The 18,907-nt window shown below is 52.6% G+C and carries 25 protein-coding genes and 4 pseudogenes; 9 read left to right on the plus strand and 20 right to left on the minus strand.

Features of this window, described 5'->3' with window-relative positions; translation table 11 throughout:
• Window positions 1–102 precede the first annotated feature (102 nt).
• The 18 genes and pseudogenes from ACOTX3_RS21545 to ACOTX3_RS21630 form a co-directional block, all read right to left on the minus strand.
• Window positions 103–489: pseudogene (locus ACOTX3_RS21545) on the minus strand (DUF4942 domain-containing protein); the annotation flags it as partial.
• A gap of 128 nt (window positions 490–617) precedes the next feature.
• Window positions 618–1,109 (minus strand): DUF5983 family protein, encoded by a 492-nt coding sequence (locus tag ACOTX3_RS21550; protein ID WP_023336618.1) that lies wholly within the window; start codon window positions 1,107–1,109, stop codon window positions 618–620.
• Window positions 1,106–1,483, minus strand: coding sequence for a TA system toxin CbtA family protein (locus ACOTX3_RS21555; protein WP_023336619.1), 378 nt, complete (start codon window positions 1,481–1,483; stop codon window positions 1,106–1,108). Before ACOTX3_RS21555 ends, ACOTX3_RS21550 begins: the two co-directional genes overlap by 4 nt.
• Before the next feature lie 327 nt (window positions 1,484–1,810).
• Window positions 1,811–2,182 carry a type IV toxin-antitoxin system YeeU family antitoxin gene (locus ACOTX3_RS21560; protein WP_023336620.1) on the minus strand — a complete coding sequence of 124 codons (372 nt, stop codon included), beginning with the start codon at window positions 2,180–2,182 and terminating at the stop codon, window positions 1,811–1,813.
• Between the two features lie 22 nt (window positions 2,183–2,204).
• A complete protein-coding gene (locus ACOTX3_RS21565; RefSeq protein WP_023336621.1) occupies window positions 2,205–2,426 on the minus strand; it encodes a DUF987 domain-containing protein in 222 nt (73 codons plus the stop codon).
• Between the two features lie 14 nt (window positions 2,427–2,440).
• On the minus strand, window positions 2,441–2,920 hold the full coding sequence (gene radC, locus ACOTX3_RS21570) for a RadC family protein (RefSeq protein WP_023336622.1): 480 nt from the start codon (window positions 2,918–2,920) through the stop codon (window positions 2,441–2,443).
• A gap of 11 nt (window positions 2,921–2,931) precedes the next feature.
• Entirely contained in the window at window positions 2,932–3,405 is a 474-nt protein-coding gene (locus tag ACOTX3_RS21575) for an antirestriction protein (protein ID WP_023336623.1), read from the minus strand.
• 16 nt (window positions 3,406–3,421) lie between these two features.
• A complete protein-coding gene (locus ACOTX3_RS21580) occupies window positions 3,422–3,676 on the minus strand; it encodes a hypothetical protein (RefSeq protein ID WP_023336624.1) in 255 nt (84 codons plus the stop codon).
• Complete coding sequence (locus tag ACOTX3_RS21585) at window positions 3,676–4,494, minus strand: DUF932 domain-containing protein (protein ID WP_023336625.1); 819 nt, start codon at window positions 4,492–4,494, stop codon at window positions 3,676–3,678. The genes ACOTX3_RS21580 and ACOTX3_RS21585 overlap by 1 nt, the downstream gene beginning before the upstream one ends.
• A gap of 111 nt (window positions 4,495–4,605) precedes the next feature.
• Complete coding sequence (locus ACOTX3_RS21590) at window positions 4,606–4,836, minus strand: DUF905 family protein (RefSeq protein ID WP_032645134.1); 231 nt, start codon at window positions 4,834–4,836, stop codon at window positions 4,606–4,608.
• Window positions 4,837–4,885: 49 nt separating this feature from the next.
• Window positions 4,886–5,107 carry a hypothetical protein gene (locus ACOTX3_RS21595; RefSeq protein WP_023336627.1) on the minus strand — a complete coding sequence of 74 codons (222 nt, stop codon included), beginning with the start codon at window positions 5,105–5,107 and terminating at the stop codon, window positions 4,886–4,888.
• Between the two features lie 81 nt (window positions 5,108–5,188).
• Window positions 5,189–5,701, minus strand: coding sequence for a DUF4234 domain-containing protein (locus tag ACOTX3_RS21600; RefSeq protein ID WP_023336628.1), 513 nt, complete (start codon window positions 5,699–5,701; stop codon window positions 5,189–5,191).
• A gap of 48 nt (window positions 5,702–5,749) precedes the next feature.
• Window positions 5,750–6,220, minus strand: coding sequence for a hypothetical protein (locus tag ACOTX3_RS21605; protein ID WP_023336629.1), 471 nt, complete (start codon window positions 6,218–6,220; stop codon window positions 5,750–5,752).
• A gap of 46 nt (window positions 6,221–6,266) precedes the next feature.
• Entirely contained in the window at window positions 6,267–6,578 is a 312-nt protein-coding gene (locus ACOTX3_RS21610) for a hypothetical protein (RefSeq protein ID WP_023336630.1), read from the minus strand.
• A 12-nt stretch (window positions 6,579–6,590) separates the two neighbouring features.
• A complete protein-coding gene (locus ACOTX3_RS21615; protein ID WP_023336631.1) occupies window positions 6,591–6,857 on the minus strand; it encodes a hypothetical protein in 267 nt (88 codons plus the stop codon).
• Complete coding sequence (locus ACOTX3_RS21620) at window positions 6,854–7,582, minus strand: helix-turn-helix transcriptional regulator (RefSeq protein ID WP_023336632.1); 729 nt, start codon at window positions 7,580–7,582, stop codon at window positions 6,854–6,856. The genes ACOTX3_RS21615 and ACOTX3_RS21620 overlap by 4 nt, the downstream gene beginning before the upstream one ends.
• 251 nt (window positions 7,583–7,833) lie before the next feature.
• Window positions 7,834–8,130, minus strand: coding sequence for a hypothetical protein (locus ACOTX3_RS21625; RefSeq protein ID WP_071849719.1), 297 nt, complete (start codon window positions 8,128–8,130; stop codon window positions 7,834–7,836).
• 352 nt (window positions 8,131–8,482) lie between these two features.
• Window positions 8,483–9,451 carry a hypothetical protein gene (locus tag ACOTX3_RS21630; protein WP_023336634.1) on the minus strand — a complete coding sequence of 323 codons (969 nt, stop codon included), beginning with the start codon at window positions 9,449–9,451 and terminating at the stop codon, window positions 8,483–8,485.
• A gap of 1,511 nt (window positions 9,452–10,962) precedes the next feature.
• On the opposite strand from ACOTX3_RS21630, the gene ACOTX3_RS21635 reads away from it, so the two are divergent.
• Window positions 10,963–11,361, plus strand: a complete 399-nt coding sequence (locus ACOTX3_RS21635) for a VOC family protein (protein WP_023336635.1) — start codon at window positions 10,963–10,965, stop codon at window positions 11,359–11,361.
• 162 nt (window positions 11,362–11,523) lie between these two features.
• On the opposite strand, the gene ACOTX3_RS21640 is transcribed toward ACOTX3_RS21635, so the two are convergent.
• The gene (locus tag ACOTX3_RS21640; RefSeq protein WP_023336636.1) at window positions 11,524–13,350 is read right to left on the minus strand and encodes an ATP-binding protein; all 1,827 of its coding nucleotides are present in this window, start codon (window positions 13,348–13,350) and stop codon (window positions 11,524–11,526) included.
• A 245-nt stretch (window positions 13,351–13,595) separates the two neighbouring features.
• Between ACOTX3_RS21640 and ACOTX3_RS21645 the strand changes: the two genes are divergently transcribed.
• The 7 genes and pseudogenes from ACOTX3_RS21645 to tssB form a co-directional block, all read left to right on the plus strand.
• Window positions 13,596–14,165, plus strand: coding sequence for an inovirus Gp2 family protein (locus tag ACOTX3_RS21645; protein WP_023336637.1), 570 nt, complete (start codon window positions 13,596–13,598; stop codon window positions 14,163–14,165).
• 152 nt (window positions 14,166–14,317) lie between these two features.
• Window positions 14,318–14,557: a helix-turn-helix transcriptional regulator gene (locus tag ACOTX3_RS21650; RefSeq protein ID WP_009652493.1), complete on the plus strand. Its 240-nt coding sequence runs from the start codon at window positions 14,318–14,320 to the stop codon at window positions 14,555–14,557.
• Window positions 14,558–14,846: 289 nt separating this feature from the next.
• A complete protein-coding gene (locus ACOTX3_RS21655) occupies window positions 14,847–15,266 on the plus strand; it encodes a putative zinc ribbon protein (protein ID WP_016154451.1) in 420 nt (139 codons plus the stop codon).
• Window positions 15,254–15,670, plus strand: a complete 417-nt coding sequence (locus tag ACOTX3_RS21660) for a putative zinc ribbon protein (RefSeq protein ID WP_009652429.1) — start codon at window positions 15,254–15,256, stop codon at window positions 15,668–15,670. Before ACOTX3_RS21655 ends, ACOTX3_RS21660 begins: the two co-directional genes overlap by 13 nt.
• A 75-nt stretch (window positions 15,671–15,745) precedes the next feature.
• Window positions 15,746–16,312, plus strand: a complete 567-nt coding sequence (locus tag ACOTX3_RS21665) for a YagK/YfjJ domain-containing protein (protein ID WP_009652434.1) — start codon at window positions 15,746–15,748, stop codon at window positions 16,310–16,312.
• Between the two features lie 76 nt (window positions 16,313–16,388).
• Window positions 16,389–16,994 carry a DUF2913 family protein gene (locus ACOTX3_RS21670; RefSeq protein ID WP_023336638.1) on the plus strand — a complete coding sequence of 202 codons (606 nt, stop codon included), beginning with the start codon at window positions 16,389–16,391 and terminating at the stop codon, window positions 16,992–16,994.
• A gap of 734 nt (window positions 16,995–17,728) precedes the next feature.
• Window positions 17,729–18,033, plus strand: a pseudogene (tssB, locus tag ACOTX3_RS21675) (type VI secretion system contractile sheath small subunit); the annotation flags it as partial.
• Here the strand turns inward: tssB and ACOTX3_RS21680 are convergent.
• A pseudogene (locus ACOTX3_RS21680) lies at window positions 18,031–18,417 on the minus strand (transposase); the annotation flags it as partial. The pseudogenes tssB and ACOTX3_RS21680 overlap by 3 nt on opposite strands.
• 272 nt (window positions 18,418–18,689) lie before the next feature.
• Here ACOTX3_RS21680 and ACOTX3_RS21685 point away from each other — a divergent pair.
• Window positions 18,690–18,815, plus strand: a pseudogene (locus ACOTX3_RS21685) (hypothetical protein); the annotation flags it as partial.
• Window positions 18,816–18,907 lie beyond the last annotated feature (92 nt).

Below are 18,907 nucleotides of genomic sequence, written 5' to 3' on the forward strand. Positions count from 1 at the left end.
CTGCTTCAGTTTTAAACTCTTCAGGATAACGCTTACCGCTCATGGGCACCTCTCTTTAAGTCATCTTAAATGACTCTGAGGTGTCTGTTAAACGCGTGGCGATTCACTGATAGCAGGAATATCGTCTTTCTCCAGGCTGTTGTGCCACTCGTCGCGCGCCTGAGCGTCCATAAGTGAGAGCATTCCGGACCGTTGCATCAGCTCTCGCCAGATATCGCGATCGATGCTGCGGGTAATGGCTTTCATAGCCGTATCAGTGTCCTCCATCAGCCAGCAGTCATAACGGTATTGTCGCATTCCCCAGTCCTTTGCATCCCCACCACCGATGCTGCTGGTCAGCGTCGAGATGTCGGCAAGCTGGCGTATCAGTGTCTTAATCTGCTCCAGCGCAGCGTTACGTCCGGTGACGATACGTTCAATGCTGGTGGAGCAAATTATATCGGTATGGTCGGTTAAAACTTCGGGTCTGGTGATGGTGAGTTCTGACATAGTTTATATCCTTTGTATAAAGCAAAACGCCAGTCGGTGAGGGCTGGCGTTTATGCGTGTGGTAAATACAGGGCTGTGATTATTCTGAGCGGATGTGTTGCAGAGACTGAGCATGTCGGAAGGAGAGACTACCCGTCGAAGGTGCTAAAACCCGGCAACAGGTCACCCGCTGCATCCAGATGTAGCATATCGATCCCGTAACGTCGTATCAGTGTGGTCACTAACCGACGGCAGCCCTTTGAAAGCCCCAATCTCTTTAGTTCCAGCACTGGGTATAAGCGAGCATTAAGTCTGAGCAGGTAACCGTAGCCGGTGTACAGTATCCAGTCACTGTTGCCGCCTTCGTGGCGTTGAAGAGTGACCTGGTCGAGAATAGCGTTATCCTCACACGTGATATGAGCGGTACTGCACTGGATCCCATTCAGACGGGCGGTACGTGGTAGCTGATCTTCAACAACCAACTTCCCGGGGGCATCAGCAATACGAAGCGAGTAACCGTTATCATTGACCACATCAATCAGCGCAGCCAGCTCAATACCATCGAGATCGACGGCGATCCGGCCCCCATTAAGGGCCAGTACATTAACGGTATCGGCTTCCACCGTCAGGGACAGCTTCATTGCTGCCCCCTGGATGACTGCCCACTGATGGCGCAAGTCACCGCCTTATAGCCGGTACGTTGCATCAGGCCGGTGGCCTTTCTGGCCCGGAGTATGTCAATAGCGCTGATGAACGGAGACTGATGCTGAATGGAGAAACCGGGGCGATCAATTCGAACCAGTTCAGATTTTTCAACGAGAAAATTGAGTGCATCTGCCAGTGAAATCCCGGCGTCAATATGCTGCTGAATCACATTACTATCACCAAACTGTGTGTCGTTAAGCGAAAGGCCGTAATGCCTTTCCAGCAGATAAGTAAGAAGTTGCTGCCAGATTTCTACCGGCGACGGGTGTGACGATACCTTCCTCGTCGGGATGGTGGGTAAGGTTTGCATAAAGTTGATCTCTGTTAAATAAATAAGATGTTGATGGTCGGGGGGATAACGGTGAAGGGGGATGGTGAGTCACGGTGTTTTTCAGGTAATCCACTTACTGTCTGATGGCGTCAGGTGCGGCCTCCAGTGTGAACCAGTTAATGCCCTGTTCTGCGTCGTGATGGCTGGCTGCATGGCATAATGCCGCTCTGGCCTCTTCTGCCGTCACAGAGTCATCCACATTGCGTACATCGTCTTCGTATCAGAGTGAACACAATACGAAGTCGTCATTTTGATGTTGTTTCAGCAGTTCAATGACCTCGCTGATTTTACAGGCGTGTGGCATGGCTATTCTCCTCCGGGTTGTGCCACAGGTGGCGTCGCATAAATCGCAAGATAAACGTATCCGCAGGAGCCGAGGGTGTCTGCCTCGCAGGTCAGTCCTTTTGCGTAGAGCGTGACGCCGTGCTGATGTCGGGGAGTGAGTTCACCGCTGGTGAGCATTAACTCAAGTTGTTTCAACAGCAGTGGAAATGCCTGGTCCAGATGGCGCAGGTCTGATTCGCTGAAGGTACCGGTGATGCTGGCGCGATCAGCCAGGTAATGCAGCCGGTTGCCCTCCTGTACCAGTCGTGCGCCAAAACACGGGATAGCTGCAGGCTTAAGTCCCCACCAGGGGGCGGCAATATCGTGATTTGCTACATTTGTTGAGCTTTGCATTTAAGTAATCCTTAACTAGGTGTTAATTCAGGGTAACGCTGCGCAGGACAACATACGGGCCGTTGCGGTCCTGGCGGCGTTCAGCGAATACGGCGAGCACACCGCAGATATCCTGCACCTCCCGTCCGGCATAGTGGCAGATGCTACCGGACCACAGGTATTTCCCTGTACAGAAGCGGAACAGCCGCGACTGCGGATGCTGGCGGTATATCGCCATCACCTGGCGTTTGCTGATAATCTTCATCGTTGTTTTTCTCCTTACAGCCAGCCGCGTTCGGCAAAAGACACTATATCCATCCCGCCAACCACCAGGTGGTCCAGCAGGCGAATATCGACCAGCTCCAGGGCCTGTTTCAGGCGTCCGGTAATCAGCCGGTCGGCCTGACTGGGTTCAGCCTCTCCGGAAGGATGATTGTGCGCGAGTAGCGCGGCGGCAGCGTTGTGGTGAAGTCCGGCCTTCACGACCTCCCGTGGATGGACGGTAATGCTGTTGATGGTGCCGAGAAAAAGCGTATCGCAGGCGATGAGGCGGTGCTGGTTGTCCAGCCACAGCACCATCAGCGACTCCCTCTCCTGCGTGGCCAGATGCAGGCGCAGCCAGTCGCGCACGGCATTGCCGGACGTAAATGACGCACCGGGTTCACGGAGCTGCCCTTCCAGCAGGGTTAAGGCTTCCCTGACCGTCAGCTGGTCGGCAGAGGGTAATTCACGGGCAAACAGCGGTAACTGTTGTTCCATGGCGGCTGACCTCAGTCGATGATGTGCATGATCGCACTGCATTCCGCATGGCTGAGCGCGTAGTCCCGCAGGCGGTAATAGTGCTCCGTCATGGCGTCGCATTCGGTGCGCATGGCGTGGTGGCTGTAAGTCATCAGGCAGACCGCGATCCCGGCAGCCCCGGCGCTGAGCTCACCGCCGTTACCGTTCAGGGTGTTGAACAGCGACCAGAGTTTATCGCTCTCCGCTTCCGGGGCCATAAACGCGCCGCCGTTGCTGAGCGTGTAAAACTGCCAGATACCGCCGTGGTAGTCTGTGCAGAAGCGGTCCATCCACGCGAAGACTGTCGGTTCGAGGATTATCCACTGCGGGATGCTGCCGAAGTGCTGCGGCCAGAAGCTGATGCGCTGCTCGTCCTGTACGAGTGTGGCGGTCAGCGCTGGCGAAGAACTGGCAGGTTGTGGCGGTAACGGGAGGATATCGTTAAGGTTAATAATATCGGTCATGCTGGTTTTTCCTTGTTTATTTATCGGGTTGGGGATGTTGGTTCAGCCGGAGTGACGGGCAGGACTGCGCATAGCCGTCCTCATCACAGCGTGACGGCCAGTGGCCCTCCGGGAGGCTTAAGCTGCACAGGCTGAGTTCGCCGGGACGATAAAGAAGGTGTGAGCACCAGGCGCACAGGTCGTCATCGGAGATGGAGCGGCTGCAGGGATTGTTCTCCAGGGCGGTCGGATAAAGGGTTGCCTGGTGGGCGTTATCAGGTAGCGGTGGCATCAGCTCAGCGCCTGCTGAAGTTCTTCCGCCATCACCCAGAGGGCGCGATTGAGCTTAACGTCGCCGTCTATGCCTTTAACCGCCCGGGTATGGCTGCGTTTGCCTTTGGCGGTACGTCCTGGCAGACCCCCTTTCAGCAGGTTCTCCTGGCAACGATTGAACACTGACCACAGGTCGTCCTGACGGTCTTCATAGCGTCGGGGCGTCAGTATCTGGGATGCCGCCACTGGCTGGTGCTCTTCCCCGAAGCGATACGTCAGCGCGGCTCTGGCAAAAGCCTGCTGTGCCGGTGGGGGAAGTAGCAGTGACTGCATGGCGTCCCGCTTTTCTTCCACCCGGTCAAATATCCCCAGCACCTCATAAGCCCCTTCAATGACCTTCTCAACCACGTTGCCTTTATGTGGCACGCGCACCTCACCAAAGGTTTCGCCACAGACAAGTCCGTTCTGGCAGACAAAGCGAAACAACCCCGGCAACATCTGGTATGAGCTGGAGCCGTCATGGCTGTTGAGGAGGATGATTTCGGGGACCTGTTTACCGGTAATCTGGCCTTCACGACGCAGGCGCAGCATGTGCTTCGTGTGGTCACGTTTATTCAGGTCGCGCACGCGGGTCTGGCAGGCAAAAAACGGACGAAAGCCTTCGCGCTGCAGGTTATCGAGGAGGGTAATGGTCGGGATGTACGTGTATCTGTCTGAACGAGATTCATGTTTCTCTTCACTGAATACGCTGGGCACATAGTGCACCAGTTCATCGCGGGTTAACGGGCGGTCGCGGCGGATCTGGTTTGTCCGCCCGAAGCGGCTGGCAAGTCTCATGGTGAGTACCTCTGTAGTAAATGAAACGGTATAAACAAAAAAGCCATGTGCCCCGAAGGGAACATGGCCTGTTAGTCGTGTGACGGGTAATTGGCTGAGGGGCGTGCTGAGTCAGACCTGGTGGGGGATACCGTGGCTGAGCAGATAGCGGTTAAGCCATCCCCCGGCACTGGCTTCAAAATTCCACGCACGCCAGATCAAGTGCCTCTCGCTGTCGCGAATGACCAGCCGAAAGTGCGTGCCCTGGTCATCTTCAATAGCGACGTTCTGGTGCGACATCACGACGACCTCAGCCTGCCTGCGGGTAAATGTGTCTGCGGGCAGTAACGTGTGCATCGTCATCTCCTTATTAGCGTCATAAAACAAAATGCCCCGCTCAGTGAGCAGGGCATCAGTGTGTTAAGTGTGTGGTAATAATCTGCAGTATCTGCTCCATCAGCGCTGCGATTAAGGCACCAGTCAGCAGGGCTGCCGTCTGTCTGGCAATATAAATGCTGTCTTCGCCGTAATCTTCTTCGCGAAAGTGGTCTTCCACAAACTGCTGTGCCCTGTTGCTGGCGCACCACGTCAGCACCTGACATAAGGTGTTGAACACGATTTTCAGTAATGTCATTCGGTCATATCTCAGTGGGCGATCCGGATGAATCAGGGGCACATGGGAATGCCCCTGCCGGATAATAAGAGGAGAGCTGCGTTACTGCGGTGACGGAGACTCCGGCGGCACGGGGCCCTGACCATGAATAATCCGGTGTTTCGCCAGCGCCTGTGGCATGTCGTTGATGCAGTAGGTGATGTAGAAGACGTTGAACAGCACGGTGTAGAACGCATTCATTCTGAGGTCGAAACGGAAGGTGTTCAGCGCATAGTGTCGCAGTGCAGCCCTGGCCTTAAAGGCCCAGACGATGTACATCACGCCGCAGGCAAGCGACAGAATGCCGCTTAAGGCCAGAAGTGTATCGCTGCCCGTGTCGTAGCCGGCGAGGTCCGGTGAGGCCATCACGCCGAATTGTCGTCCGAGCCCAAAACAGACGGAGAGCCAGATGATAAACAGGTTGCCGCAAACCGGATACCCGGTGGTGTCGCTCATAATATCCTGCTTTTTATACAGCCAGAGCAGCGGCCAGATACCGCAGGTGGCGACGGTGAGCAGCACGAAGTTCAGGGTCGGCGTCGCCAGTCGCTGGCTGAGTGTCGAAATGTCGGTCATATCGTATTGTCCTTGATTGATTTTGCTGTAAACAGGGGATGCGCCGGGTTACCCGGCGGTCAGTGTCGTGCATTCGGGCATATCAGCCAGAACCTTGTGGACGTTTCCGGCCGAAGGGGTAAAGTGCCCCACCTGTTTGTCGTTGACGTAAACGTCAAATGACGTTGCCTTTCTGATGGCATCAATGAACGACAGCCAGGCATTGTCGCCGTTACGCCAGCCGAGGGATGACGGCAACGGGAACGTCTGGTCGTCCGTCACCATGGTGATGGTGGTTTTCTCATCCTGTGAATCGGCACCGCTGCCGTCAGGCAGGGTGAGCATGACGTGATGTTGCAGGATATTCTGGTCGTCAGGGTTGCCGGTGCAGTTCAGATTCAGCATCACCTTTTCGGGGCTGGTGATGATGTACTCGGTGACGCCCATACCGAAGCCACTGCTCCACATATTGGGGACCGCCTGTGCCGTGATGGCAAAGGTCAGTAATCCTGCTGACAGGATGGCGTGCATGAATCGCATGGTGTTTTTCCTTCTGAGTCAAAAATGTTGTTGAGGGGCAGCCGTGTTACATGAGTTGTTTACCCACGACGATAAGTCCGGCCAGCCAGCCGATACACTGTGGGCCCACAAGCCAGAACAGACGGGCCTTGAGTAATCCGGTCATTCCTTCGCGGGTGTATACCGCATCCGGCATCAGCCATTGTCGAAGAGCAGCACCGACCGTCATACCGGCTCCGGGCCCAAGCGTCATCCAGAACAGATATCCCATTCCCTGACCAAAACTGCGTATCTCGCCGGTACTCCCGAACACGTTAAACAGCACGACCACAAGCGCGATGGCGAAGGCAATCGCGAAATATTTAATGACAAGCGCCATGTTCAGATTTCCTTATTTTCTGCACTGCTGAGCAGCGCTCAGCATGTTGTCCATGAAGCGCGGGGGGACATAACCGTATTGCTGGTTCATTTTCTCCAGCTCCCCGTGCGTATATTTCGTTTTGAGGTCATCCCAGATACATCCGCAGACGGCGGTAGTACCGCCGCCTGATTTGCATCCCTGGATAAACTCGCGTTCATTTTTGTCGCCACAGCCGCTCAGGGTTACGGCAGACAACAGCAGGGTGAAGAGCAGCAGAGGGCCTGCGACAGGTTTCACGATTTGACTCCTTTGGGTCTGGATGGATGTTCAGGGTGTTGTTCCCTGAAGGTGTGAATGACATCACTGATAAAGCGAAAGTGGGGCAGTGCGCTGATAAATCCCTCTTCAGTAATGAGCGAACTGATTTCGCTCCGGCGACGGAAGGTTTGCTCTGAGAGTGAGGCCGAGATAATGTCTTCCAGCCGGAACACCCGAAGGCTCCCCCGGCAACAGACGACCAGATACCAGTGCTGATGCCGGTAAATCAGGCGGTAAGGCTCCTGCTCATCGTGACGGACACCGCCGACCAGCAGACTGACCACCCGGTGATGACAAATGGCTTCGGCCAGACGATGAAAACTGTCAGCCTGTGTCCATGCTGACGGTAAGTCGTGCCAGATAAAGCAGGGTGAGGTGCCCGTTTCATTCATCAGCAGGTGCATCAGTTGCCGGTTCTGCGACGGGATAATGCGTGCGATACCGGTACTGCGGGCAAAGGAAACGGCCCCCGGAGAGTGATCACGCGTGGCGCTCTCACTGAGCCGATACGTGCCGTTCTCCCCGATAATGTCGAGGTGGACCAGCCGTTGATGTAAGTCACGACGCAGGGTGCGTATCGATACACCAAACTCACCAGACAGTGTCTGAAGGGTCAGCGTTTCTCCGGCCATTAACCGGCTGATAATGACCGACAATCTGACGGCCAGCCGGTCGTAGCGGGCCTCTTCATCGGGTCGTTGCATGGACGCTCCGTGTGCGATAAATAGGTTGATATTTCATGCGGTTATTATGCGGGAGGGGAGGGACACGTTATGTCCGTCCCCCGTAATGGCGGAAAAGAAAAAGTGAAAATTTACCTTTCAGTAAACAGAAGAATTAACAAAGGGTTAGTGCCAGGTAGCTGAAATGACGACAGCATGCTGACACGCCCTGTCATCAGTCGTGTTCTCGCGAGTACGGTCAGCGGCCCAGGCTTTGTGCAGGATGGGTAACGTTACGGTGCACTGAAGATATGCTCACACTGCGTGCAGCCGTATTCATCAAAGACGGTACCGTCCAGTTGTTCTCCGGCCAGAGAGCCTGCCACCGCACCAGCACAGGCGCCGGACAGAAAACCAATGAGGCCTCCGGCTATCGTACCGACAACCGGAATGACTGAACCTATCAGCGCACCGGTGGAGGCTCCTTCAAGCCCGGCAAGACCTCCGGCTGTTGCGCCAATGACCCCACCAGTCTTTTTACCCACATGGCGCAGTCGTATGTTTTGCGAACCGCAATTCGGACAATGCATTTCTTTTCCCTTGTTACTGGCAATAAAGCCGCCTGAATAAACAGGCGGGCCGTGTATAAAAACGGCCCTGATACCGGAACAGGGAATGTGGCGATGGCAGCGCCGGAACGGGGGAAGCATGCACGCGGGTATTTTGCAGGGCAGTTCACTGGGGAGACGGAACAAGGGGAGCGGCAGGGCATCAGAACCCCGTTTTTTCTTATCAGACACATTAACCTCCATGAGTAAAATAAAAAAACGGCAACATTTCTGCTGCCGTTCTCACATTGGTAATATAGGTCTAAAATTTTTTTGAATGTCCCTTCTGGTCTGTATTGCTGTCTCCATTCACTTTATTTTCAGCGCAGAACCCCTACTCACCACCACAGGTTTTCCGGTAATGGTCATTAATCAGCGTTTCCAGCATATCGCTGATACGAACCCCGCTGCGTTCAGCCATAAAGTCCAGTCGTGTTTTGGTTTCATTCTTCAGATACGTATTGAGTGCTTTTTTATCGGTGCGGGACTGACGCAGTTTCTGCTGATTCCAGGCTTTATTAAGATTCAGCAGGAATAAACGCTTTGTATCTGGTGCATCGTCCCATAAATCGATCGCCGCTCGCAGGGCTAAATTGCGCTCAGAATGACTCAGTGGCGTGAGCCAGGTCGTTAATCCGGGCGTGGATAGACTCATATAGAGTCCGCCGAGATTACCGGCTTTCTCCTGCTGAACTTTTTGCAGGTTGTTCCAGGCCCATAATACTGCGTCTTCTTCATCTGGCAGCCATTTTAACGGTAGCGGTTTACTGTATATGATTTTCCACCGGTCTTTGAGTTTTTCCATCACCTGTTTCTTAAGGTGATTCACTGGGGGTGTGGAAATGTATATGTTGTCAAAGAAGGCGATGAGAATATGCATTCTCTCCTGATGACTTGCCGGGGATAAACTCAGGTTTATTCGCTGATACCAGTTTTTCCCGAATTCAGCATTTGCTGGCGGGCCAATGCCAAACTCATAATCCCCGGCCTTACAGAGATACGCCCATAGCCAGAACGTGGCCCGCTCATTCTGACGAAGCCAGTCAAAACAATCCAGTGGAAGCACATTTTCATCACGGGCTATTTCCATTTCAGACAGCAGTCCTGCCTGCTGGTTTTTATCCGGGATGGCCTGATTAATTAGCTGGTTTAACGCCTGTCGGCAGCTTTCTGCATCCTGCCTGGGAACATTGTTGGTGTTAATTTTGTTGCTGGCATTCAACCATCCGGCATAAAACGCGCAAACTCTCAGGTCCCGACTCGTTATGAGTCCTCGCCTGCCATCATCATAATTTACAGCCATTATCCAATACCTCATAAACTAAACTACACAGTAGTAGTTGTTGTAGTGATTATCGTGGTTACACAGTAGCATGATGATGGTTTTATCGTCACTGAAAAATACATCTGGTAGTCATCGTGAAGTGATATGCTGGTTTGATGCGGGTTGGTTAATGGTTTTACTACGTTGCTATCGTCGTTGTTTTTAATGTTTTATCTCTTTTCTGTCTCTGTTTTTCTGTCTTTTTCATGCTTACATAGCTATCTGCAGGTTTATCTATTCTCCTGTTCATCTTCCTGCACGCTATCGTTTTCACCTCCATCAGTGATGTCTGTTTTAACTCAGGACGTATTGACGGCATCACACAGGATTCACCCTTCGTATTTATAATTTGTGGCTCAGTAGCAGGAGTGAGGGCTTCTTTGGAGCAGGGTATTAACAGGTTGAGGTCATGTGATGTCTCGGTTTTTTTTATTCTTCTTGTTGAAGAGATAATTCCAGAGTGAATGTAACATCGCTTTTATCTCGTGTGGCCACCGCCTGGTGCCGCTGGCTCTGGTATTACTGTCAGGTGTAGTGTGTTGGATTGGTATTAATATATTAAAGAAGAGATTATTATCTTAAGGATTAACTTCAAAGGTTACTTAAGGGTAAGAGGTAAGTAATGCTGTTTAGTCGATATACTGTCTGAGAGAAGATGGTAACGATTACCGATGTTGAAAGGTACTGAATCAGTGAACAGTCTTAATCGTGGGAGCACTTATGATGACTGTAACTGAGTCGGGAAGCGTTAAAGGTGTAAGGATTATAAAGTGAGAATAACGACGTGATAACAGCATTGTCGTTTATTCGATGTCTGTGGTAGCGGGGTATTCCAATACGTTAGCAGGCAATCATCAGACCGGGAGATATTGTCACTGGTGCGTAAACCTTCATTAAGCAGGATATGGCGGTTATCAGATGAGTCCGTGTATGTGCTGGCAGTTAACCCGCACTCAGTATCTGGTGAGCGTTATTAACGTTATTAGCGCTATCCGGCAGGCATAACGTTCTTCTACCCTGGCTGACTATGGCCGGTAATACGTTCATCAGTAATCACTGAGTGGACTGTGCTAATCATTGTGGTGCGTATCCGGATATTGTTTACGTCAGTTAACTATACAGTAGAGGCTGTAGCCTGTAACGGGAGTAATAGCCCGGGCTGGTACTCCTGACTTAATTAATTCGCCAAAGGGAATGCCTGCAGTGAATTATTAAAAATGGCTGACGGGTATCTTTACGAAGAATAACTAACGCACTGATTTTGCGTTATTGGCTAAAACGACGGAGTCTTATGATTATGTATGTCTTTGAGGCTTTCTGTAAGGCTATATAACCGTATTGAATAACACGGTAGTGGAAATCTGTAGATAGAATGAATACGTCGCTCCTGATGCGTTACAGCGCGTTTAAACTGATGCTGGTTGCTACTGCGTTTCGTATTGTTCGGGTAATTTACCTGGTACTGAATCAGCTAAGGACAAAACCATTTCATGAAAGCAAATGTAGAGTATGAATTTCATCATTTCGGTATACCGGTTCAGGACGGTGACACCGCAGGCAAGTTCAGTGCGAAAGCCGGGATGTATACCACCGATAATCCAGGTAAGTTTCGGGTGCAGTGGCATCGCTTTACCGATGACTCACCCCTGCATCCGTTACTGAAAACGGTTCCGCATGTGGCGTTTAAGGTCAACAGTCTGGCTGAGGCGATTGCGGGTGAAACAGTTATTCTGGGGCCTTATGAACCTATCGACGATTATCAGGTGGCGGTCATCGATGATTGCGGTGTGCCCATTGAGCTGATTGAAACCTCGCTCAGCGATGAGGAACTGTGGGCGCGGGCAGCCTCCGGTCAGGGGAGTCTGTACCGAAAGCCAGAAATGCAATAGGGTGAAAATAACGATGGATGAACAGTGGCCAGGTAATCATCCATCGTTTCTGGAGGCGCACCGTTTGTCCTGGGGATCAGGATTATGCAGTGTGCCTCTCCAGGTTATCGTTGCCTGCTAACCTTCAGACCGGCGTTTTGGTATGAGCCGGGCTGGCCTTTGTCACTGGATCATGTCACGTATCCTGCGCATCCAGCCGATCACTTCACCTTCCGGATCGCGTTCATGGATACGTGCTGCTGTCATTAAGGGAAATGCCCGCTCTGCGAGACGGGCTTTGGCGGCGTTATCTTTCATCACGCCATCAAATCGCTGAGCCAGTGAATACGCTTCCGCAAACACTTTAGGGGTAGCCTTACCGCCGACAGGATGGTCGGTGACGTCGATCATCACACCAAAGGCTTCGTGAATGGCATCGGGATGAAGATAGCTTTCGACCTCGTGTTTTAGCGTCTGAGCCGCCCAGCATCCGTTGGCTCGTGCATTAACGGCATTCACCGCGTCAGCATAAGCAGGCACATCACGGTCGTAGATATGAATCTCCCTGCGGTTAAGGGCACGAAGATAATTTTCATTGACCCAGTGCTTGAGCGTTCCGCCACCCAGTACGATAAACGCCACACGTTCGTCATTCTCCAGGTCAGGAAGGGTGTTGTCTTCTGCATGCAGCGCTTTACTGAGAGCCTTAAAGGCAGCGACATCGGTCGGCCCTTCCACGCAGAACAGCAGTCTGACCCGGTTGTCTGGTGTGACGCCCAGCGTATCCGTGACGATGCCGAAAACATCAGCGCCAGCCTGAATGGTTGGTTGACCCGTTTCAGCATTACGGGAAACAAAGCGAATACTGTCACCCGGTAGCTCTGCAGCAAAGCCCGGACTGTGCGTGGTAAGGATAACCTGGCAGCCGGTTTCGAGAGACAGGGATTTAAATGACTCAATCAGGATCCGCTGGTAATTAGGGTGCTGTGAAGTTTCGGGCTCTTCAATGGCGTAGATGATACTGCGGCGATTGCTGGACTTAAGTCGTCGTTCTGCTTCGGCCTTAAAAAAGCTCACCAGCACCAGACGACGGACGCCGCTGCCACGTTTATTCAGCGGGATCCCTCCGTCAGTGTTGAGACCAACGGAGAACAGCCCCTGCCATTTTGCCGGAGTGGGAGGTGTAAACTCGGGAGTAAGTTCTCTCGCCAGGCCGGGTTCAATGGTTTTCAGCGCCTCATGTGTGTTTCGGGCAATCTCTTCAGCCTTTTGCTGGACACGCAACTGGATCCTGGCAATGTCGTCCTGGACTTCGGCCAGTGCAGCCGTAATGGCGGCTTTCATCGGGCTTTGTACTTCATCGTCGGAATCCCTGCTGCTTCTGTCGCTCTGGAAAAGAGCAAACATGGGCAACCAGCTCTCGATTTGGTCCCAGATGCGTTTTGTGTCTTCTTTGGCTTTGCTTATGAGGAGTCCTGTTTCTGTCAGTTGCAGATCTGATGATGCCGCCCATATGGCTTTTCGCATCCCGGGATTCCCCTTAAGCGAAACATCGAGTCCCAGTTCTTTCACCCTGGCCTGAAGCTCTTTTTCCTTCAGTTCCAGGAGATTCTGAAAACCGGCAGCAGCAGGGTGGTTTGCAATGACAAAAATCTCTGCGGTCGGTTTTTTGTTACTGCAGTTAAAGATCTTGCGGATTTTCAGTGAGCCGGTCCCCGTCAGCAGAAACTCTTCCTGGAGCGTGGTTTCCGCGCCGGAATCCAGCGTGAGGGAAGGGGGAAGATCGATAAACTCGCAGGTGATCTCCACATTGTCCTGTCCGCTGTGAATACAGGCATCGCCTTTTTCGATTGATACCACGCTGTTGTTGAAGAAGATCTCCAGCGCTTCAAGGATCGTCGATTTGCCAATGTCGTTGCGTCCGACAAAGGTTGTCAGGTCATCAAACTCCACACTTACTTCCTGTGCATAACAGCGAAAATTTTTAACTGCCACACTTTTCAGTCGCATGTCTTTTCCCTTTTGCTGAAACAGCTCAGTTGAACTGCCCGTTATTTTACCGGGCAGATGAACATTTTTATTGACGGCTGTTTGATTTATCTCCGGATTTAAGCGAACAGTACCGTGAAGGGTGACGATATTTTCATGTGGTACACGGCAATCTGGTCCGGTACTACGATGGCAGGCTTCCCGAAAAGTATTTTTTAACGGCACCGGTAATGGTTATGAACGATAACCCACCGGAGTCCATTTTAATGAGTTACACATACGACCCTTTCTGGCAGCAACGCATCGCCGATACCTTCAGTTGTGCACTTAACGCTTACACCCGATTACTGGCCCTGCGTGTTGACCTCCGTCTGCCGGATACGCCAGCGGCCACCGATGCGGCCGTTATCTCCCGTTTCACCGATTCCCTGAAAGCCCGGATTGATGCCCTTCAGGCGCGGCAACGTCGCGAGGGCAAACGCGTCTGGCCGACCACGCTACGTTTTGTCTGGGCGCGGGAGTTTGGTGAAATCAAAGGGAAGAAGCATTACCACGCGGTGCTGTTGCTGAACCGCGATACGTGGTGCGGACCGGGAGATTACAAAGACCCGGATTCGCTTGCAGGTATGATTAAACAGGCGTGGTGCAGTGCCCTGAAGGTGGATGCACAGGCGCATGCCGTTCTGGCCCGCTTCCCTAAGAGCCCGGTGTCCTGGCTGACGCGTGGTAATACCACAGAGCTTCAACAGGCGCTGGCGCAGGCCGCTTATCTTGCCAAACGCGAAACCAAAGTCACCGGTGATGGTGAACGTAATTTCGGTTGCAGCCGCGGCTGAGCCAGGCATACATCGATTCACCAGGCCTGACCGTACGGGCCGGGTAATTTTTTACAACGTTCCCCTATCCTCTGAGGCGAACCGGTAACCCCATGATTCAACCTCCACCGGACGTCTCCCGATAGCCATATCCTCAGAGGGAGAAAAATACCATGACCACGTTGAATACGAATATTAATGCCAGCCCTGACACACTGCTTTCAGCTCAGGACCCGCTTATCGACATGACCTTTATCACCACGTTTACCGGGATGACCGACAAATGGTTTTACAAACTGATTGGCGACGGGTTGTTTCCGAAACCCATCAAGCTGGGGCGCAGCTCCCGCTGGCGCAGAAGCGAGGTGGAAGCCTGGATGCAGCAGCGTATTGCTGATTCCCGTGGCGTCTGAGCAGGGAGGATATCTGAATGGAAAAACGACGCCGCACTCAGCCACAGGCCATCCCGGTTCGCTGGACGTGTCCCCGTTGCCGGCGACAGTACTGTGGCGCCAGACCCTGTCCCGTTTGTTTCAGACCCACCGACGCACCTGCGCAACCGTAACCTTTCTGTATTCCGGTGCCGACCACCAACCGTACCGACCCGCTAACGCATAACTGAACCGCCATTCACCCTGCCACGCTGCCCGTACCGGGACGGCTGACGCCTGCGTGTCGTCTGGCGGTAAGGAGAGTACCACTATGTATGCAAAATCGTTTATGGCTCTGGACGGCAACGGCCGTCTCACGGGAGCCATAACCGCGCAGACCGCGCCGTATGACCGCTACAGCTGCCATCTGTGTGCCAGTGCCCTGCAGTACCATCCTGAATACGACACCGAACGTCCGTGGTTTGAACATCATGCAGCAAAGCTTTCGGAGAACGGTCGACAGCACTGCCCGTATGTAAAGCCCGGGGTGAGGGAGACCCGCCATATCCGGCAACTGCAGTCTTATGTACCGGAAGCCCGTCCCCTGGTTTTCTACGCAGACTGGCACTGTCACGGCTGCGGCAGTGATTACCACGGTGAGCGCTACTGCCTCACCTGCCGGACGGGCGAGCACAGTGATGTGCGTGCTGATACCAACCGGATAGAGGAAGTGACGGCATGCGCATGCTGAAATGTTATCTGGCCAATGACCGCGAAGGCCACTTCGCGACAGCCGGGGAGGCCGTGAGTGCGCCGGGGCAGATATGGAGCTGCGCGTCCTGCGGCTGTCGACTGGTGCTCCATGCGGGGACATACGGGGAGCCGCCGTGGTTTGAACATGACCAGCAGAGCGTGGCCCGGCATGTGCTGATGGCCTGCGCCCACCTTGACCCGGAAGTGAAAACCGAAGCCCGGCACCGAAAGCTGCGCAGTCTCATCAACGGGCTGGAAGCGACGGTAATGGTGCTCTCCTGGTACTGCGTGTGGTGCGGCGACCATTACCAGGGCGTGAAGCACTGTCCCCGGTGTCTGACTGGTATCTACAGCATCGAAGAAGCGCACTGGCAGAGAAACTACTGCTGCAGTACCAGATAGTTCCCCGTCTTTATGAACCAGATACCGCCGTAGAGGCGGTGTCCTCCCTGATTTAACCTAAAGAGAGTCTGCATTATGAATCATTCTTACATACGGGCGTCTGATGCTGTCAGCGCGGATGCCGTCAGCACGCGTGCATTTCTGCAACAGGCCGTTGACCATTACCCGCGACTGGCGGCATTCAGCTTTACGCTGGCGCTACCGTATCGTGAAGCCATGAGCGAATACCGGTCATTGATTCTGCGTTTTCACTCTGAAGTCTGGCAGCGCACCGGCGAATATTCGCGCCAGCGTCAGCAGGCACGACATCGTTCACTCCCGACGCTGTTACGCTGGATATGGGAGACGGCCAGCGCACCGGAGTGCAAAATGGTGCTGCTGCTCAATCTCGATACGCTGGGTACAGGGCGAAACCTGCAACTGACCGACAGTGCGCCTCCGGGGCTTAACGCCATCATCGCCGACGCATGGCAAAAGGTGACCGGTACCGCCTGCACTGACGGCGTAACGAGTATGACGCAGATCATTATTAACCGCGTCGCTCAGGGAGTCTTCGCAACACCCTTTAACCAGCTTACCGTGCATGTTAAGGCCATGTCAGAGCCAATAGCAACGGCCAGAACGGGGATGATTTGTCCGTGAAAGTAATAGCTTCTCTAATTAATGGGGGAGTTATCCAGGTCTTCCCCGGTGTCTGCAGCGCCGATATAATCCCTGAATGAAAAAAGCTCACGATACCTTACCCCCGGAACAAACCGTCACAGCACTTGCGCATTTCGCCTGGTGCGCCCTTGTCGCCTTACGTACCGCTCAGCAGGATGGTCAGGCATTGTCGCCACTCAGCACGCATGCATTTATACTGCGCTGGTTAACGGTGGCGTATAAGCAAAAACGGTTTCCACGTGCAATCGCATCTGATATTGAGGGATTGCTGACGCTGGGGCGTAACAAAGGCCTTGCCGCCAGCTTATTCAGTCGTCTGGAATATCTGTGGTCTTCGTGCACCGGACCGGTGTCAGCGCAGTCGGATTTGTATCGGCTGACGTACGCAATTGAACAGCTTAAATCGCGGGGCTGGGTCAATGCAGCGGTGAGTGACAGGGACTGGGACAATGAAACGCTTCTGGTCCTGGAATACAGCGATGCGAATGCACTGCTGGTAAGGAAGTCGGCACTGACCTGCGGATTTTCGGATGGAGGGAAACTCGTTGCGCCGGTTGAGTTTCTTGTGAATGGCGACTTGTCAGCCTGTATGGCTGTTTTTGCGGCTCATACACTGTCGGCTGTCATGCTGGAGTCGAATCGGATCGTGTTACAACCTTGAGCAGTAAAACAACCGTTCTCAACCCGCAGCAAAGCTCATCACTGTCCACGTCTGTCTTTCTGTAAACCGAACGGGTGTTGTTCCTGGTCGCGCTAATGCACCGGCGGCTGAGATATTCATATCGCTGGTACAGGTATGAGATATGCGTAAAGTCCGGGCGTTGCAATTCCTTTAATCTGAAAAAAATAAATAAGCCCGGTTTACGTGAATAATAAGAAATGATGGAAACCTGAAACTGTCGCCAGTTTTTCACATGCTCAGTCACGTCCAGCTTCTCAATTTCTGATAAAAGTACAAAATCAGATATTTCACGTGACTGGTGATATTTTGTACAAATATACACCCTAAGCCAAATTGATCATTTTCTGTACATCCTTATCCCGCGGGGCCTGAAGGGTTATGGTGGAAAATTCTTATAAATCAGAAAGATGATATTTTTTTGTTAAAAGCCAGGAGTGTAAATCTTTGTTACATTTTTTCATTTTCGATCTGGCAGGGAACGTTCCCAAACTCCAGCCATTGGGCCTTATCCGAAATTTTTCATTTCAGACAAATACCCAGAAAATACAGTGTCGACATGCTGGTGGATGGAATGCGCCCGCTTTTTTTGGTTCCGGGATTTTTATTTACGTCGGATGACGCGAACCGGAAAGTTGTTCTGGCTGGGTAATTTTTTCTTATTTATTTTTCACTGGCATTGACCGTTTCTATCACTCCATAGAACAGGGACAGCCATGTCTAATTCTTCCTTTCAGTCCGAAATCCCTAAAGCGCGTATTAATTTAAAACTTGATTTGCATACCGGTGGTGCGAGCAAGAAAACGGAGCTCCCCCTGAAATTGCTCGTGGCGGGCGACTTCAGTAATGGTCAGGAGTCTGCCCCTTGTCTGAGCGCAAAAAAGTTGATTTGAATAAAAATAATTGTGATTCTGTCATTTCTGAATATTCCCCAAAAGTCAATCTTACCGTTAAAAACACGCTTGCTGATGATGGCAGTGAAGACAACATCAGTCTGACCTTCCGGAGCATGAAGGACTACCAGCGTCGGTGAGACATCCGCGTCATACAACTCTTTGAACGCAGCCACTATCTCACGGGTGGTCATCCCTTTGGCGTACAGTGACAGGATTTGGTTATCCATCCCGGTGATCCGGGTCTGGTTTTTCTTCACCAGTTGGGGCTCGAAGGAGCCGTCACGATCGCACGGCGTACGCAGTTCCAGCGGGCCATCGCCGGTGGTAACGGTTTTTGTGAAATAGCCGTTGCGGGAGTTGGCACCCGGTTTAGACTGATGTTTACCGTAGCCGAGGTGATGGAGCATTTCGGCGTTGAGGCGGCGCTCAACGCTGATTTTTTTCAGCAGGCGATCGAACTGGGTGAGATCGTCAGGGGTTTTGAGATTTTTGGTCAGTTCGTTAGCCAGAGCCTACAACTGTTTTTCGTCCATAAAGTAACCTGCTTTTGATGTTGAATTGAACATATCAAAATCAGGCAATTACACAAACTTGTGTACAGGCTCCATACAGCTAACCCGGCCCGTCACATCGTAATGTCAACCCGTAATGCATAACATCATGCAGCGTTCCATTAATGAGTCGGGAATCATATTCAACCTTCTTGAATCGCCACGGGTAATCTAGACACTTCCGAGCCGTTGATGGACTGACCCCACCCCGGTAGACGATCCTGCCCTATAGTAACGAGCGCATGGCAGACATGTCCCCGTTCTGGATGCTAAATGTTCTGAACAGCGCCGAACTGGTACTGGGGCAGTATCAGCGCCTGCAGCACAGCCCGCCAAGTACTGTGGTTCCGACCTTAATGGGGGCCGCCAGCTGTCAGTAAAGGTCAGTGTCTGACCCCGGAGACACGCGGACAGCCAAGCACCTACCAATCATCTGCTGGTCCCCCGC

Source organism: Enterobacter cloacae complex sp. IR5384 (assembly GCF_049237265.1).
In the GTDB taxonomy this organism is placed as follows: domain Bacteria; phylum Pseudomonadota; class Gammaproteobacteria; order Enterobacterales; family Enterobacteriaceae; genus Enterobacter; species Enterobacter cloacae.

Excerpts from the sequence above, each read along its gene's own strand:
- ACOTX3_RS21600 (WP_023336628.1), bottom strand. The coding sequence starts at position 5,701 with ATGACCGACATTTCGACACTCAGCCAGCGACTGGCGACGCCGACCCTG.
- ACOTX3_RS21585 (WP_023336625.1), bottom strand. The coding sequence starts at position 4,494 with ATGAGACTTGCCAGCCGCTTCGGGCGGACAAACCAGATCCGCCGCGAC.
- ACOTX3_RS21645 (WP_023336637.1), top strand. The coding sequence starts at position 13,596 with ATGAGTTACACATACGACCCTTTCTGGCAGCAACGCATCGCCGATACC.
- ACOTX3_RS21655 (WP_016154451.1), top strand. The coding sequence starts at position 14,847 with ATGTATGCAAAATCGTTTATGGCTCTGGACGGCAACGGCCGTCTCACG.
- ACOTX3_RS21630 (WP_023336634.1), bottom strand. The coding sequence starts at position 9,451 with ATGGCTGTAAATTATGATGATGGCAGGCGAGGACTCATAACGAGTCGG.
- ACOTX3_RS21605 (WP_023336629.1), bottom strand. The coding sequence starts at position 6,220 with ATGCGATTCATGCACGCCATCCTGTCAGCAGGATTACTGACCTTTGCC.
- ACOTX3_RS21580 (WP_023336624.1), bottom strand. The coding sequence starts at position 3,676 with ATGCCACCGCTACCTGATAACGCCCACCAGGCAACCCTTTATCCGACC.
- ACOTX3_RS21640 (WP_023336636.1), bottom strand. The coding sequence starts at position 13,350 with ATGCGACTGAAAAGTGTGGCAGTTAAAAATTTTCGCTGTTATGCACAG.
- ACOTX3_RS21550 (WP_023336618.1), bottom strand. The coding sequence starts at position 1,109 with ATGAAGCTGTCCCTGACGGTGGAAGCCGATACCGTTAATGTACTGGCC.
- ACOTX3_RS21650 (WP_009652493.1), top strand. The coding sequence starts at position 14,318 with ATGACCACGTTGAATACGAATATTAATGCCAGCCCTGACACACTGCTT.
- ACOTX3_RS21670 (WP_023336638.1), top strand. The coding sequence starts at position 16,389 with ATGAAAAAAGCTCACGATACCTTACCCCCGGAACAAACCGTCACAGCA.
- ACOTX3_RS21560 (WP_023336620.1), bottom strand. The coding sequence starts at position 2,182 with ATGCAAAGCTCAACAAATGTAGCAAATCACGATATTGCCGCCCCCTGG.
- ACOTX3_RS21660 (WP_009652429.1), top strand. The coding sequence starts at position 15,254 with ATGCGCATGCTGAAATGTTATCTGGCCAATGACCGCGAAGGCCACTTC.
- ACOTX3_RS21625 (WP_071849719.1), bottom strand. The coding sequence starts at position 8,130 with ATGCATTGTCCGAATTGCGGTTCGCAAAACATACGACTGCGCCATGTG.
- ACOTX3_RS21635 (WP_023336635.1), top strand. The coding sequence starts at position 10,963 with ATGAAAGCAAATGTAGAGTATGAATTTCATCATTTCGGTATACCGGTT.
- ACOTX3_RS21665 (WP_009652434.1), top strand. The coding sequence starts at position 15,746 with ATGAATCATTCTTACATACGGGCGTCTGATGCTGTCAGCGCGGATGCC.
- ACOTX3_RS21620 (WP_023336632.1), bottom strand. The coding sequence starts at position 7,582 with ATGCAACGACCCGATGAAGAGGCCCGCTACGACCGGCTGGCCGTCAGA.
- ACOTX3_RS21565 (WP_023336621.1), bottom strand. The coding sequence starts at position 2,426 with ATGAAGATTATCAGCAAACGCCAGGTGATGGCGATATACCGCCAGCAT.
- radC (WP_023336622.1), bottom strand. The coding sequence starts at position 2,920 with ATGGAACAACAGTTACCGCTGTTTGCCCGTGAATTACCCTCTGCCGAC.
- ACOTX3_RS21610 (WP_023336630.1), bottom strand. The coding sequence starts at position 6,578 with ATGGCGCTTGTCATTAAATATTTCGCGATTGCCTTCGCCATCGCGCTT.
- ACOTX3_RS21555 (WP_023336619.1), bottom strand. The coding sequence starts at position 1,483 with ATGCAAACCTTACCCACCATCCCGACGAGGAAGGTATCGTCACACCCG.
- ACOTX3_RS21575 (WP_023336623.1), bottom strand. The coding sequence starts at position 3,405 with ATGACCGATATTATTAACCTTAACGATATCCTCCCGTTACCGCCACAA.
- ACOTX3_RS21595 (WP_023336627.1), bottom strand. The coding sequence starts at position 5,107 with ATGACATTACTGAAAATCGTGTTCAACACCTTATGTCAGGTGCTGACG.
- ACOTX3_RS21590 (WP_032645134.1), bottom strand. The coding sequence starts at position 4,836 with ATGACGATGCACACGTTACTGCCCGCAGACACATTTACCCGCAGGCAG.